The organism is Agromyces cavernae (assembly GCF_021044935.1).
GTDB lineage: Bacteria > Actinomycetota > Actinomycetes > Actinomycetales > Microbacteriaceae > Agromyces > Agromyces cavernae.
On record NZ_JAJNMP010000001.1, the window covers coordinates 1,253,325 to 1,267,429 of the forward strand.

The following is a 14,105-nucleotide window of genomic DNA, read 5'->3' on the forward strand; positions in this document are numbered from 1 at the left end:
GCTCATCGCGGCGCGGTGAGCCGGGGCGCTCAGCGCACGCACGACCCCGAGCCGACGGGCGTGTCGAGCGTCGGCGCCGCATCGGCGAGCGGCGTCAGCGTCGAGACCGGGATCGCGAACCCGACGAGGTCCGACGTGTCGGAACGCGCGAACACGACGCCGCCGACTTCGCCGTCCTGGGTGAGCACCGGCCCGCCCGAGTTGCCGTGGTCCACATCGGCCGAGATGGTGACGACCTCGCGGGTCGACGTCGTGCCGTCGGTCACGATCGTGAGCGGCCCGCTGGCCGCGACACGGCCCGGCCGCAGCTCGAACGGGCCGCCGAACGGGTAGCCCGCGACGGCCACGTCGTCGCCCATCGCGGGCTCGTCGATCGCGAGCGGCGGGGTCGCGAGTCCGTCGACGGCGATGAGCGCGAGGTCGTTGTCGGGATCGAACGCGACGACGCGCCCCGGGAGCGCCGGCTGGCCGGGCGCCTCGACGATGGGTTCGCTGACGCCGGCCACGACGTGCGCGTTGGTGACCACGCGATCGGATGCCACGACGAAGCCGCTGCCCGAGAGGTTGCTGCCGCACTCGAAGGCGTTGCCGGTGATGCGCACGACCGACCGCGAGGCCTCAGCGAGCACCGCGCTGTCGACGGCGCCGGTCGGCGCCTCGCCGGCGATGGGCGGTGCGTCGAGCACATCGACGAGCCAGGGGATCGCCTCGCCGAGCGCGGCCGTTCGCAGCTGTGCGAGCAGTGACCGCGTGGGTGCCGGGGTGACCGTGTCGAGGGTCTGCAGCACGCGCGAACCCGCGACGGCGGGGGAGAGCACGGGCACGCCCATCGCCGAGACGCCGGAGGCGACGAGCGCCACGACGAACGCGGTGACGAGCAGGTTGCCGATGGCGCCGAGCACGCGGTCGAACATGCCGAGCTTCGCGGCCCGCGCCCCGCTGCGCAGCGCGTGCCCGATGATCGCGCCGAGCCATGCGCCGAGCCCGAGCAGCACGAGTGCCGAGGCGATCGCGGCGGGCGCCCGCCACTCGGGCCAGGGCACGAGTGAGGCGACCCACGGCATCACGAAGTATGAGGCGATGGCGCCGGCGACGAGTCCGACGAGCCCTGCGGCGGTGCGCAGCAGCCCGGATCGCCACCCGTTGACGACCGCGCCGATGAAGACGAGCACGAGCACGACGTCGAGCACGATGCTCCAGCCCATCAGCGGCTCCATTCGGGATCGGTCGGCGGGGGAACTCCCAGCCTGCGGCATCCGACTCCAAGAGTGCTGAAGACGCGCGAACGGCCGCACCGTGAGTCGGTGCGGCCGTTCGCGGGTCGCGCCCGCCGTGCTCCTACATCGTGGGCATGAGCACCGAGTCGATGAGGTACACCGTCGCGTTCGCGGTGTGCACGCCGCCGCAGACGACCGCGGCGTCGTTCACCATGAGCTCGTCGCCCGAGCCCGTGACCTCGACGGTGCCGCCCTGCACCGTCGTCTGCGTGCCGACGACCTCGTCGGGCGAGAGCTGACCGGGGACCACATGGTAGGTGAGGATCGCCGACAGCGTCTCGGTGTCGGTCTTCAGCGACTCGATCGTTGCGGCGTCGATCTTCGCGAACGCCTCGTCGACGGGCGCGAACACCGTGAACTCGTCGCCGTTCAGCGTGTCGACGAGGTCGACTTCGGGGTTCAGTTGGCCCGACACCGCGGCCACGAGGGTCGTCAGCAACGGGTTGTTCGAGGCGGCGACGGCGACCGGGTCGGTCGACATGCCGACGACCGAGCCGGGACCATCGGGCACAGCCTCGGCGTAGGCGGCGCATCCGGGGCCGACGAGGTCGGCGGCGGGGTCGGCCTCCATGGCCTCCTCGGTCGGCGTCGCCTCCTCCGACATCGTGGGTTCCTCGTCCGCGGTCGAGCCGCCCGGCGAGCTGCAGCCGGCGAGGCCGAGCATCGCGGCAGCGGCGATCGAGAAGACGGCGAGGGCGGTGCGGGTGCTGCGTGCGGTGGATCGCATCGTGTGCTCCTTCGTTGGTGCCGGCCTCCGTACGGGGCCGATGCGTGGGGTTCGGTGCGGTGCGCAGATCGGATTGGAATCACCGAGGTCGAGTGGAACCGCGGTCGTGCGCAGGGACTCGGCCGGCATCGAGCGTGGCGCATCCAACGCGCATCCCGACCAATCGATTCGGGTGAGCGCTTCGAATCACTCGGCGACCCGAGAAAGCAGGACCCCGTGATCACGCTCGCCCTCATCGGCCTCCTCGGCGGCCTCATCACCGGCATCTCGCCGTGCATCCTCCCCGTGCTGCCCGTGATCTTCCTGTCGGGCGGTACGCAGAGCGCGAGAGGCACGGCGGATGCCCCGCTCGCGGGCCGCTGGCGCCCCTACCTGGTGATCGCGGGGCTGGTGGTGAGCTTCAGCCTGTTCACGCTCGTCGGCTCGCTCATCCTCGGCCTGCTCGGCCTGCCGCAGGACGTGCTCCGGTGGGCCGGCATCGTCGTCCTCGTCCTGATCGGGGTCGGCCTCATCGTGCCGCGCGTCGAGGAGTTGCTCGAGAAGCCGTTCTCGTGGATCCCGCGCAAGGACGTGGGCACCGAACGCGGCGGCTTCCCGCTCGGCTTCGCGCTCGGCGCGGTGTACGTTCCGTGCGCCGGGCCCGTGCTCGCGGCGATCACGGTCGCCGGATCGACGGGGCGCATCGGCGTCGAGACCGTCGTGCTGACGCTCTCGTTCGCCGTCGGTGCGGCCCTGCCGCTGCTCGTGTTCGCGCTCGCGGGGCGGCGGGTCGCCGAGCGCGTGAAGGCGTTCCGCACCCACCAGCGAGGTATCCGCATCACCGGCGGCGTGGTGATGATCGCCCTCGCCGTGGGTCTCGTGTTCAACCTGCCGCAGCTGCTGCAGCGTCTCGTGCCCGACTACACGAGCGCGTTCCAACGCGAGCTCGCCGACTCGGAGGAGGTCACCCGTGCGCTCGACCTCGGCGGCCTCGTGAACGACGAGAACGCCGAGCTCGACGAGTGCACGAACGGTGCGTCCGAGTTGGAGTCCTGCGGCACCGCGCCCACGATCCGGGGCATCGAGCAGTGGTTCAACACCGACGACGGGGCATCCGTCGACCTCGCGGACCTTCGCGGCCGGGTCGTGCTCATCGACTTCTGGGCATACTCGTGCATCAACTGCCAGCGCTCGATCCCCCACGTGGTCGCGTGGGACGACGCCTATCGCGAGGCCGGCCTCTCGGTCGTCGGCATCCACTCGCCCGAGTACGCGTTCGAGAAGGAGCCGCGCAACGTCGAGGCGGGCATCCGCTCGTTCGGCATCGAGTACCCCGTCGGGCTCGACAACTCGCTCTCGACCTGGACGAACTACCGCAACCGCTACTGGCCGGCGCACTACCTGATCGACGCCGAGGGCACGGTGCGGCACATCTCGTTCGGGGAGGGCAACTACGCGGCGACCGAGCAGCTGATCCGCGAGCTGCTCGAGGATGCCGACGCGGGCGTCGTGCTGCCTGCTGCGACCGAACAGCGCGACGAAACCCCCGAAGCCGGTTCGACCACGCGCGAGACGTTCCTCGGCACCACCAAGCAGGTGAATTTCGCGGGCGGCGAGCCCTACCGCCGGGCGACCACCGCGTTCGAGTTCCCGGCTGAGCTGCCGCGCGACACGTTCGCGCTCGACGGCGACTGGGCGCTCGACACGCAGTCGATCACGCCGGGGGCGCCCGGCGCGAGGGTGCGACTCTCGTACACCGGCAGCGAGGTGCGCCTCGTGCTCGGCGGCAGCGGCACCGTCGTCGTCGACGACGGCCGCGAGGCCCGCGAGATCGAGGTCGGCGGCGTGCCGCGTTCGTATCGCCTCGTGAAGACGGATGCCCCGGCGTCGGGCATGCTCACCGTCACCATGTCGACCGGGGTCGACGCCTACTCCTTCACGTTCGGATGATCCATGTCCTCGAATTCCGAAGCGGCGCCGCAGTCGAGGTCTCGGCTCGCGACCGGCGATCTGACATGCTTGGACTCGTGGTCGACGGCAGCGGTGCAGGCGCACCGGCATCAGCGCCGACACCCGACGAACTGCTCGCCCGGGTCGGTGCCGGTGACCGGGAGGCGTTCGCCGCGCTCTACGACGTCACCGCCCCGCGGGTCTTCGGGCTTGTACGCCGCCTCGTGGTGGATCCGGCGCAGGCCGAGGAGGTGACGCAGGACGTGTACCTCGAGATCTGGCAGACCGCCCCCCGGTTCGACCCGGCGCGCGGGAGCGCGCTCGCTTGGATGTTCACGCTCGCCCACCGGCGCGCGGTCGACCGCATCCGCGCGGCGCAGGCCGCCCACGACCGCGACTTGCGCATCGGCGCCCGCGATCTCGATGTCCCGGCCGACACCGTCGCCGAGACCGTCGAGGTGCGCGTCGAGCACGAACGCGTCCACGAGGCGCTCGCCGACCTCACGCAACTGCAGCGCGAGTGCGTGGCGCTCGCCTACTACGACGGGCTCACGCAGCGCGAGATCGCCGAGCGCCTCGAGGTTCCGCTGGGTACGGTGAAGACGCGATTGCGCGACGGGATGATCCGACTGAGATCCGCTTTGGGGGTGACGACATGACCGGGCCGCGAGACGACGACCGTGAGCACACGGATGAGCCACGCCCGGCGCGCGAGTTCGCCTCGCTCGAGGCGATGCGCGAGCTCGCCGCGGCGCACGCGCTCGATGCGCTCGACACCGACGAGCGCGCGGCATTCGATGCCGCCGCCGAGGAGTCGCCCGAGTTGCGCGCCGAGGCCGACTCCTACGCCGAGTCGGCGGCGGTGCTGGGCGCCCTCGCCGAGCCCGTCGAACCGCCGTCCGACCTCAAGCAGCGGCTGATGGCACAGCTCGACGGGCTGCCGCAGCAGCAGCCCGCGTCGCAATCGGCCGGGGGCGAGGCCTCGACCGTCGACTCGTCGGGCATCGCCGAGCCCGCGACATCCGCCGAGCCGATCGATCGCCCGGCCGGCCGGGCGCAGGCCCATGCCCGTCGCCGATGGTTCGAACGCCCGGGCGCGGTCATCGGCATCGCCGCCGCCGCGATCGTCCTGATCGCGGGCGTGGTCGTCGGCGTCGGATGGCCCGGCCCGAACGGCTGGGGCGCACAGCTCGAGATGGCCGCGATCGCGTCCGCGCCCGACGCGCAGTCGCAGACCCACGAGGTTGCGGGCGGGGGCGAGATCACGCTCACCTCATCGGCCGAGCAGCAGCGCTCGGGCGTGGTCGTCTCGGGCCTGCCCGAGCTCGACGCCGACCAGACCTACGAGCTCTGGTACCTCGATGATTCGGGCGCCGTCTCGGCCGGCACGTTCGATGTCTCGGGCGACGAGACCTGGCGCGTGCTCGAAGGGTCGTTCACCCCGGGCGTCGCCGTCGGTGTCACCGTCGAACCCGCCGGCGGTTCGCCGCAACCCACCACCGAACCGATCGTCATCATCCCCACGTAGTCGACGGTCCACAAACGGATGTCCCGCCCGGGAGGTGCTCGGATAGGGTCTGAATGCTCGCGGCCGATCTGCCGGGGCACCCTTCACACGACGAGGAGTGACGATGCGCGTCGGCATGTTCCTGAACTACGCGGGCGGATTCCGCGAGGCGGCCGACGAGGTCGCCGAACTCGAACAGGCGGGCATCGACCGCATCGCGGTCCCCGAGGCCTACTCGTTCGACGCCGTCAGCCAGCTCGGCTTCCTCGCGGCGCGCACGTCGAAGATCACGCTCGCCTCGGGCATCCTGCAGTTGTACACCCGCACGCCCACCCTCACCGCGATGACCGCGGCCGGACTCGACTACGTCTCCGACGGGCGGTTCGAGCTCGGCATCGGGGCGTCGGGCCCGCAGGTCATCGAGGGCTTCCACGGCGTGCGCTACGACGCGCCGCTCGGCCGCACGCGCGAGATCATCGAGATCTGCCGCATGACGTGGCGGCGCGAACCGGTCGTGCACCAAGGGGCGAAGTACCACATCCCGCTGGCCGAGGGCGAGGGCACCGGACTCGGCAAGCCGCTGAAGCTCATCAACCACCCCGTTCGCGAGCGGATCCCGATCACGATCGCCTCGCTCGGCCAGAAGTCGGTCGAGCAGACCGCCGAGCTCGCCGAGGGCTGGATGCCGATGTTCTTCCACCCCGAGCGCGCCGCGAGCGTGTGGGGCGAGGCCCTGGCCGCAGGCACCGCCAAGCGGGCCCCCGACCTCGGCCCGCTCGATGTCTTCGCGAGCCCGGCGCTCGCCATCACCGAGCAGCCCGAACTCGAGGCCGCTGCGCTCGCCGCGGCGAAGCCGCAGCTCGCGCTCTACGTCGGCGGCATGGGCGCCCGCGGCAAGAACTTCTACAACGACCTCATCGCGAGCTACGGCTTCGAGGCCGAGGCGGCGCTCATCCAGGATCTCTACCTCTCTGGCCGTCGTGACGAGGCGGTCGCCGCGGTCCCCGACGACCTCGTGCGCGCGATCTCGCTCATCGGGCCGGCCTCGTACGTCGCCGAGCGCGTGGCGGCGTTCGCCGAGGCCGGGGTCACGACCCTCAACGTGACCCCGCTCGCGCGGTCGTCGGCCGAACGGGTCGCGCTCATGTCGGGGTTCCGAGCGCTCGTCGGCTGACACGCCCCGGTCGCCGCGAAGGTGCCCGCGTCGCTGCGCCATGCCGCGTATGCCCACACCGCGAGGGCGAGCATCGGGCCCCAGAACCAGAGCGGGAGCACGAGGTTCACGAGCACTCCGTCGAGCACGCTGTCGGCGTCGCCGATCATCCTCAGCATCGGCACGGCCGAGATGCAGAGCGTCGCGGCGGCCAGGACGCCGGGGACGACGGCGACCGCCGTGGGAACCACCCGCCCGCCGATGCGCGGCATCCACCTCGGGAACCGCTCACCCCACGGGAGGATCAGCCCGAGGGTCAGGATGCTCGCCGCGACGGCACCCGAACCGAGCATGAGCCCGGTCGCGAGGACATCGGGCGTGAGCGCGCCGCGTTCGGGGCCGAAGAGGGGCCACGGGGTGAGCCACGTCGCTCGTGCCACCGCGTAGGGAATCGGCCCGAGCGCCGCCAGCACGGTGATCACGCGGCGATGCCGCACGAGCCACGCCTCGAACGCGCGTCCGCTGCGGCTCGCGCGCAGCGCGATCACCGCGCGCACCGACCATGCGAGGATCGCCGCGATCAGGACGCCGGCGACGAGCAGTCCGGGCGCGTCGGCCGCGAGCGCGCTGCCGAACGCGGCCGCGAACTCGGCGACGCCCTCGAAGGTCATGCCGGCGAGCCAGACGGATGCCGCGACCACGGCGGCGAGACCGGCGAGCAGCGTCAGGCCGAGGCGTGGCGCGCGGAACAGGGTCACGATGATCGTGACGACGCCGGCGACGACGGCGAGGAGGCCGAACAGGTAGCCCGCGACGGCGATGATGCCGGGGCTCCCGAACACGGTGCCCATCACGATCGCGAGGGCGCCCGACGCGAACCCGAGGGGCGTGGCGAGGTCGGGCCCAGAGCCGCCGATCGGCAGCAGGGCGAGCACGACACCGGCCAGTCCGGTCACGATCGCCGTCACGGCGACGGCCTCGGGTGCGAGGAACGTGCCCTCCGAGCTCAGCATCCCGCCGACGCCGAAGGGGTTCGACTCGGGTGCGAAGAGCCAGAGGAGTCCCAGCCCCGCGACCGCCGCCGATGCGACGAGCGCGAGGGAGCCGACCGCCCGCAGCCGCCGATCGCGTCGTGCCCCGGGGTCGCCCTGCGCCTCGCGGGGCGGTGGCTGGTGCTGTGTGAACGACATGTCGTCTCCGATCTCGTGGCTGGTGCCCGTTCGACCGGCAGCCTCGCCCATCGGCCGATGGCGCCGCCTCACCCGATCGGGTGAGACCCCGGCCGTCGCCCACGGCTAACGTGGGTCGAGGAATGACGACGCCTGCCCAGAACATCCCGTCGCCCGTGAACGCTCGGGCCGGCTCGTCGCGCCCGCCTTCGACCGCGGACTGGGTGTGGGCCGGGGCGGCGGCCGCGGCACTGCTGCCCCTCACGCTCGTCGAGATCTTCGCGGCGGCCCGACTTCCGCAGGACGGCTGGTGGCTCGCGGCCACGCTCACGCTCTACGCGGTGCTGCACACGACGGTCGCGCTGCGCCGGCGCTGGCTGCGGACAACGTTGGCAGCGGCATCCGCCTGCATGTTCGGTCTCGTGCTCGCAAGCCTGCCCGGCATGCCGTTCGATGCCGTGCTGCTGCCGAGCAGCCTCTGCTTCCTGGTGATCGTGTTCACCGCGGCGGCGAGCGATGACCGGCTGGCCGACGTCGCATCGATCGTGGTCGGGCTCGTGGGGGCGGCGATGATGACGGCAGTCTCAGTGCCGTGGGCGCCCACGGCGGGCCCCGGCGAGCTGATCGCGCTCGCAGGATTCCTCATCGCCTCGATCGGTGCCGCCTGGGCGCTCGGACGCTATCGCCGCGAATCCCGCCGCAAGCTCGCAGCTCAACAGGTCGGGCGGGCCCAGGCCGCGGAGTTGCGGCTGCAGGCCGACCGTGCCGCGGAAGCCTCCGAGCGCCGCCGCATCGGGCGCGAACTGCACGACGTCGTCTCGCACTCGCTCGCCGTCATGGTCGCGCAGGCCGAGGCGTCGCGGCTGCTGCTCGGACGAGACGACGATCGTGCCAGGGTCGCCGTCGGGCATGTCGTCTCGACCGGGCGGGCGGCGATGAGCGACATGCGCGGCCTTCTGGGCGCCCTCGTCGAGCCCGATGGGGAGCGTGGGCACGAGTCGGCGCTGCGGGAACCGAGCCCCGGGCTCGAGGGGATCGACGAACTCGTCGAACGCGCCCAATCGCCCGGCCGCGTCGTCGAACTCGTCGTCGCCGGAACCCCCGTCGCCGTGCCGCCGGGGCTCTCGCTGACGGTGTACCGGGTCGTGCAGGAGTCGTTGACCAACGTCATGCGCCATGCGGCGCCGCCGACCTGCACGCTCGTGGGGCTCGACTGGGGCGATGCGCTCGTCGTGACCGTCGAAGACGACGGATCGCACGGCGCCGAACCGGTCGCGTGGGTCGCCGGCGGGCGTGGCATCGCGGGCATGCGCGAGCGGGTCGCCCAACTGGGCGGCGCCGTCGAGGCGGGCCCGCGCACGGACGCGCCGGGGTGGAAGGTCACCGCCCGGCTGCCCCTCACCGGTGCGTCCGATCAGCCGCAGGAACGCCGGCGATGATCGCGGCCGACCGTTCCCGCATCCGGGTCGCCCTCGCCGACGACCAGGTGCTCATGCGCTCGGCGCTCGCCGTGATGCTGGAGCCGCACGACGACCTCGAACTCGTCGTCGAGGCGGCCGACGGCGCCGAACTCCTCGAGCGCCTCCGCGCGCACCACGCCGACGTCGTCGTGATGGACGTCCGGATGCCGCGGATGGACGGCATCGAGGCCACGCGACGTGTGCGGGCGGAGCATCCGGCGGTGCGTGTGCTCGTGCTGACCACGTTCGACCTCGACGAGGTCGTGTTCGCGGCGATCCGCGCCGGGGCGAGCGGTTTTCTCACGAAGGATGCCTCGGCCGATGAGCTGGTCACGGCGATCCGGGCAGTACACGCGGGCGATGCCACCCTCGCGCCGCGCGCGACCGCGAGCCTCGTCGACTTCGTTGCACAGGCGCCGGAGCCCGTCGACGCCGAGCAGTTGCTCGAGCCGCTCACCGGGCGCGAGCGTGACGTGCTCGCCCAGCTCGTGACCGGGGCCTCGAACGACGAGATCGGCGAACGGCTCTACCTCACGGGCAACACCGTCAAGACGCACGTCAAGTCGATCCTCGCGAAGCTCGACCTGCCTGATCGCGTGCACGTGGTGATCTGGGCGTACGAGCGGGGACTCGTGTCGCGGTGACGGCGGTGGAGTGTCAGTGGTCGAAGATAAGTTCGACTCATGAGGTCATCGATGATGAACCATGGCGTGTGCAGACCCGATTATGGTGCCCCCGGGGAATTCCGACATCCCGACCCGCGGATTAAAAGTCCGCTGCTCTGCCTCTGAGCTACGGGGGCTGATTCATGACGCAGAAGCGCTGCTATTGCTGCAAGCAGTCTAGGCCACTCGAAGAATTCAATCGGCTTCGCTCCTCGAGAGACGGGTTCACGAAGCTCTGCAAGGAGTGCAATCGGGTGAAGGCCCGCGAATACTATGCGCGCAATCGCGAGGCCCATGTGCGCGTCATCATGGCACGAAAGGTCGTTCAGCGGCAGCTAGCGATCGACGCCGTCGGTGCCCACTTGCTCGCACATCCATGCGTCGACTGCGGAGAGCACGATGTGCGCGTGCTCGACTTCGATCACCGCGAGGGAAGTGGCAAGTCCGCCGATGTCATGCGACTGGCCCAGAACGGTTATTCGGTTGCGCGCGTCAAGGCCGAGATCGAGAAGTGCGACGTGCGCTGTCGCAACTGCCATGCCAAGGTCACCTACGAGCGACTCGGCGACAACTGGCGCAGCCGATTGCAGTCGAGCCGAACGCATTGACGGCACCGATTGCCACATTCGAAGTCGTCTGGATCGTCGACGCGGTCCGCGGCGTCATCGCAGCGTCACAGCTCGGCGAAGGTTAGTGTGAGGCGAGGGGTCTGTCCGATTGACGATCCCTGGGTGATTCACCGCCTCAGTGCCCTATCCGATCGTTTGCAAGCCGACGAGAGCCACCACGGACACGGCCAGCCGGGTGAGCCCCACGAGGACGAAGATGGATCCTGCAACAGTGAACGCCACGGCTCCGATCCGAATGTTGGCACGCTTGTACAACCCGCGCGCCACGCGGCGCCCGTAGAGCGAAGCCCCTCGGCTCTCGAAGAACGCCGTTGCGGCGTCGAGGTGCCGCAGCATGTAGACACCAAGACCGACGAAACCGGAACTCATGATGACGAACACCACGAGCCCGATGATCTTGTCCACGCTCCCATCCTTACATTCGGTCACGCGTCATGATCGCCACTCGCTCTGACGGGTCCCGACACGAAATCCCGGCGCCGAAAACGATCGTCGACTGGGACGAGTTCCAGAAGGCGCTCGAACGTGCGCTCGCGGCATCCGGGCGGTGGCGTGATGCGCACGCTAGGAGAGACCGGCACCGCGTGGTCGGCGGCGGCCCATGCCGTCCTGGGTCATCCGGCCGTGGCATACTCGCCATCGTGACCCGGAACGCACTCACCGTCGTCCTCGTCAGCGTGCTGACCTTCGGCGGACTCATGGTCATGCTCGAGCTCACCACACCCGGGGGGCTCATCATCGACCGGCCCGACGCCCAGATCGCGGCGCTCGCCGATGAGGCGTTCCTCACGGTGGAGGGTCGCGAGATCTTCTTCGATGCCCGGCCACGATTTCGCGACGAAGACGAGTTGTCGCAGGCTTGCGACCAGCGTGCGTTCGAGCCCGATGACTCCGTTGGTGGCACGACGGTCGGGTGCTACACCGGGTACGACGTCATCTCGATCTTCAAGCCCGACGATGCGCGAATGCGGCCGATGATGGTGACGACGGCCGCGCACGAGCTGCTGCACGCCGTGTATGCCCGGCTGGATCCCGCAGAGCGCGACGAGGTCGATGCGCTCGTCGAGGCAGAGCTCGTGCGGGTGCCCGCCGACGACGGCGTGCACGGACAGATCGCGGCTTCGGTTGGCGACCGGTCCGAGAACCGTGCCAACGAGCTGTTCGCCTACCTCGGTTCCCAGGTCGTGCTCGACGGCGGGTTCGCTCCCGAGCTCGAGGCCTACTACGCGCGGTACTTCACCGACCGGGATGCACTCGTCGACGTGTTCCTCGCGTTCGAGTCGACGCTCGACGGAAGCGGCGTCGAGCTCGAGAACGACTGGGCGGATACGGGGCGCTCGTGATGTCGGACGACGATCGTCAAATGGATTCCTGCCGGCCACGCAGTTCAAGGTTCGCAGTGCTACGGAACGAGTGTCCGAGGCTAGGCTCCATCGCGTGATCATCTGGAGGCTCGCCCTCGGGATCGGCTGGATCGCGGTGGGAGCCTTCGTCCTTCTCAACCGTGAGCGGATGCTGCGCTGGAGCCAGAAGCACCTGCGACAGAACGTCGGCGACGTGGGAAGGGCGATCGCGGACGCAGGGCGGCCAAGCCACATGATCGTCCCCGGAATTGGGACCATCGCCATTGGCGTGGTCTTGGTATTCCAGGCAGCAGGCTAGGCGTGGGGGCGCAAAGATCCTCGCCGTGGTCGCGAGACTCTGAGACGGAGGACTCAGCGTCCGCGAGCCGATCCGTGAGCGTGCAGGTGAAGATGTCCACCATGGATCCCCGCCGCGGCGAAATCCCGGGTTAACTCCTCGTATGTCATCCTCACGCGACTCGGACCGAATGAGCAGGTCTGCACTGCACTACGCCGCCGCTGAGGCTGACGATGAAGCCGTTGCCCGAAGCCTCGATCATGGCGCTGATCCGAACGCCGCCGATGCGAATGGATGGACTCCGCTCCACTTCGCAGCACAAAGTCATTCACTCAGCTCGATCCACCTCCTGCTCGACGCAGGGGCACTCATCGACGCGCAGGATCGACACGGCTATGGCGTCGCATCCTCGTACGCGGGATTCGGCAGCGCTCCGCAAAGCAAGGGATGATGTTCCCATGCCAGCCACAGTCGTCCGTGCGTTGCGCTCCGAGATGATGCGTCGCATGAACGAGGGGTGGGATGTCCACGGTGACTGGACCAGCACCGAGATGACGATGCGGCACATTGTCCTGCCGCCCGCATGGAGACTGGCCGTGGATTTCATCAACCCTCTGGCGTGGCTGTTCGGCGCGACATGGACGCCGGCCTACCGAACACTCACCATGTGGGTCGACGAGGACGCCCGCGTTCACCGGCGTACCACCGGCAACATCCCGATCAGCTGGCCACAGCACTACTCCTGGGAAGTCCCGGACGGTCCGATCGAGTCCTAGATGAGAGCGCGGCTCTAGCCCCCGAGCGCAAGCAGATGGTCTGCGAGCGGCCGGGCGGTAGGCGGAAGACCTGTCGTCTTCCTCAACCCAATGGCGACGACTGGGTTGTCGTCGCCCAGCGCTCCAGACGCCGCAGGTACCCTCGTCGATCGTCGATGCTCTGAGTGGAGAGCAGCAGCAATCCATACCAGCCGTTGCCAGTCGCTATCGGTGTCAGGATCGTCCAGCGACGGCGACCACGCTTGTCCGTCCAAAGGATCGTCGGCCAGTCGGCGTCCGTGACGACCATTCGAACTGCGCTCCGATCGATGCGGCGCGTCCAGAGGAGCCCCACCACAGTCACCACCCCGGCGGAGTCATACTCAACGCGTGCGCGAGGCACCCGAAGCCACCACCAGATGGAGGCAATCGTGCACACCAGCCCGAGAGCGACGAGGGGCCACACCGAGTTATCGATGCCGGCACCCATGAAGATGACACCAAGCGCCGTGATCGCAGCACCGCCGATGCGATTGCCTACCCGCCAAAGCCGGTCCGGCCGGTAGCGGGAACCGCCGGATTGTCTACTCATCGCGCGCCCCAATCTACCGGCTGCGGAACGCGGGTCTGATCTGGCGAGTTCGCGAGGGAATGTGATGTCTACGGCTGAGTTGCCGATCGCCCCGACCTCTAATCGCTCGACCTCATCGGATTCAGCAGGGGTACTGGACGCGACGCCGTCGGTCTGGGGTGAAGACTTTGGAGTCCGTGAAGGATCGGCTTGCGGTCTGCCCTAACCCGATATGTGGGTCGAGGATTGGGGCCGACGGTGTAACTTCGGCAAATGAGTCAGCGTCAGACAAGCCGCTTGGGCATGGTCGGCGGCATCGTCGCCCTGGTAGGTGGCATCGTGTCTGTTGTCTATCTGTTACAGCCATGGCGCACCTGTCCCGGAGAGGACTCGCCCACTGCCTGTGCGATGTTGCCGCTGGATGCAGTCGTGATGACGATCGCAATTCTTGCGACGATCGTCGGGGTAGCAGTCTTCGTACTTGGCCTCGTACGGGATAAGTCCGCCGGTTCATAGCATGTTCGTCTCGCGCACACACTTGCGGCGCCCTGGGCAACTGCAGTGGCCCGGTAGCTGCTCAGGAAGCCCGGCGTATTGAGTCACCCCGACCCGCCGGGTGCGT

At 69.5% G+C, this 14,105-nt stretch carries 16 protein-coding genes and 1 tRNA gene; 12 read left to right on the forward strand and 5 right to left on the reverse strand.

Going from position 1 to position 14,105, the window contains the following annotated elements; translation table 11 throughout:
- Positions 1–29 precede the first annotated feature (29 nt).
- Entirely contained in the window at positions 30–1,205 is a 1,176-nt protein-coding gene (locus LQ757_RS05805; RefSeq protein ID WP_231046220.1) for a MarP family serine protease, read from the reverse strand.
- A 133-nt stretch (positions 1,206–1,338) separates the two neighbouring features.
- On the reverse strand, positions 1,339–2,004 hold the full coding sequence (locus LQ757_RS05810; protein WP_231046221.1) for a fasciclin domain-containing protein: 666 nt from the start codon (positions 2,002–2,004) through the stop codon (positions 1,339–1,341).
- Positions 2,005–2,220: 216 nt separating this feature from the next.
- On the opposite strand from LQ757_RS05810, the gene LQ757_RS05815 reads away from it, so the two are divergent.
- The 6 genes from LQ757_RS05815 to LQ757_RS05840 all read left to right on the forward strand — a co-directional run bounded on the left by LQ757_RS05815 (position 2,221) and on the right by LQ757_RS05840 (position 9,866).
- Positions 2,221–3,933, forward strand: coding sequence for a cytochrome c biogenesis protein CcdA (locus LQ757_RS05815; RefSeq protein WP_308195571.1), 1,713 nt, complete (start codon positions 2,221–2,223; stop codon positions 3,931–3,933).
- A gap of 65 nt (positions 3,934–3,998) precedes the next feature.
- Positions 3,999–4,592, forward strand: coding sequence for a sigma-70 family RNA polymerase sigma factor (locus tag LQ757_RS05820; protein ID WP_231046222.1), 594 nt, complete (start codon positions 3,999–4,001; stop codon positions 4,590–4,592).
- Positions 4,589–5,461, forward strand: coding sequence for an anti-sigma factor (locus LQ757_RS05825; RefSeq protein WP_231046223.1), 873 nt, complete (start codon positions 4,589–4,591; stop codon positions 5,459–5,461). Before LQ757_RS05820 ends, LQ757_RS05825 begins: the two co-directional genes overlap by 4 nt.
- A gap of 103 nt (positions 5,462–5,564) precedes the next feature.
- Positions 5,565–6,614: an LLM class F420-dependent oxidoreductase gene (locus tag LQ757_RS05830; protein ID WP_231046224.1), complete on the forward strand. Its 1,050-nt coding sequence runs from the start codon at positions 5,565–5,567 to the stop codon at positions 6,612–6,614.
- A 1,291-nt stretch (positions 6,615–7,905) separates the two neighbouring features.
- On the forward strand, positions 7,906–9,201 hold the full coding sequence (locus tag LQ757_RS05835; protein WP_231046225.1) for a sensor histidine kinase: 1,296 nt from the start codon (positions 7,906–7,908) through the stop codon (positions 9,199–9,201).
- Entirely contained in the window at positions 9,198–9,866 is a 669-nt protein-coding gene (locus tag LQ757_RS05840; protein WP_231046226.1) for a response regulator transcription factor, read from the forward strand. Before LQ757_RS05835 ends, LQ757_RS05840 begins: the two co-directional genes overlap by 4 nt.
- Positions 9,867–9,949: 83 nt before the next feature.
- Here LQ757_RS05840 and LQ757_RS05845 read toward each other — a convergent pair.
- Positions 9,950–10,024 (reverse strand) — tRNA-Lys (locus tag LQ757_RS05845).
- Positions 10,025–10,141: 117 nt separating this feature from the next.
- Here LQ757_RS05845 and LQ757_RS05850 point away from each other — a divergent pair.
- Positions 10,142–10,495, forward strand: a complete 354-nt coding sequence (locus LQ757_RS05850) for a hypothetical protein (protein ID WP_231046227.1) — start codon at positions 10,142–10,144, stop codon at positions 10,493–10,495.
- Between the two features lie 144 nt (positions 10,496–10,639).
- Here LQ757_RS05850 and LQ757_RS05855 read toward each other — a convergent pair whose 3' ends face one another.
- Positions 10,640–10,921: a hypothetical protein gene (locus tag LQ757_RS05855; protein WP_231046228.1), complete on the reverse strand. Its 282-nt coding sequence runs from the start codon at positions 10,919–10,921 to the stop codon at positions 10,640–10,642.
- Positions 10,922–11,157: 236 nt separating this feature from the next.
- Between LQ757_RS05855 and LQ757_RS05860 the strand changes: the two genes are divergently transcribed.
- The 4 genes from LQ757_RS05860 to LQ757_RS05870 all read left to right on the forward strand — a co-directional run bounded on the left by LQ757_RS05860 (position 11,158) and on the right by LQ757_RS05870 (position 12,933).
- On the forward strand, positions 11,158–11,859 hold the full coding sequence (locus LQ757_RS05860) for a hypothetical protein (RefSeq protein ID WP_231046229.1): 702 nt from the start codon (positions 11,158–11,160) through the stop codon (positions 11,857–11,859).
- 94 nt (positions 11,860–11,953) lie between these two features.
- Positions 11,954–12,178 carry a hypothetical protein gene (locus tag LQ757_RS05865; RefSeq protein WP_231046230.1) on the forward strand — a complete coding sequence of 75 codons (225 nt, stop codon included), beginning with the start codon at positions 11,954–11,956 and terminating at the stop codon, positions 12,176–12,178.
- A gap of 169 nt (positions 12,179–12,347) precedes the next feature.
- The gene (locus tag LQ757_RS19520; protein WP_372459633.1) at positions 12,348–12,608 is read left to right on the forward strand and encodes an ankyrin repeat domain-containing protein; all 261 of its coding nucleotides are present in this window, start codon (positions 12,348–12,350) and stop codon (positions 12,606–12,608) included.
- 7 nt (positions 12,609–12,615) lie between these two features.
- Positions 12,616–12,933, forward strand: a complete 318-nt coding sequence (locus LQ757_RS05870; RefSeq protein ID WP_231046231.1) for a hypothetical protein — start codon at positions 12,616–12,618, stop codon at positions 12,931–12,933.
- Between the two features lie 82 nt (positions 12,934–13,015).
- Here LQ757_RS05870 and LQ757_RS05875 read toward each other — a convergent pair whose 3' ends face one another.
- A complete protein-coding gene (locus LQ757_RS05875; RefSeq protein WP_231046232.1) occupies positions 13,016–13,504 on the reverse strand; it encodes a hypothetical protein in 489 nt (162 codons plus the stop codon).
- 252 nt (positions 13,505–13,756) lie between these two features.
- On the opposite strand from LQ757_RS05875, the gene LQ757_RS05880 reads away from it, so the two are divergent.
- On the forward strand, positions 13,757–13,999 hold the full coding sequence (locus LQ757_RS05880; RefSeq protein ID WP_231046233.1) for a hypothetical protein: 243 nt from the start codon (positions 13,757–13,759) through the stop codon (positions 13,997–13,999).
- Positions 14,000–14,105 lie beyond the last annotated feature (106 nt).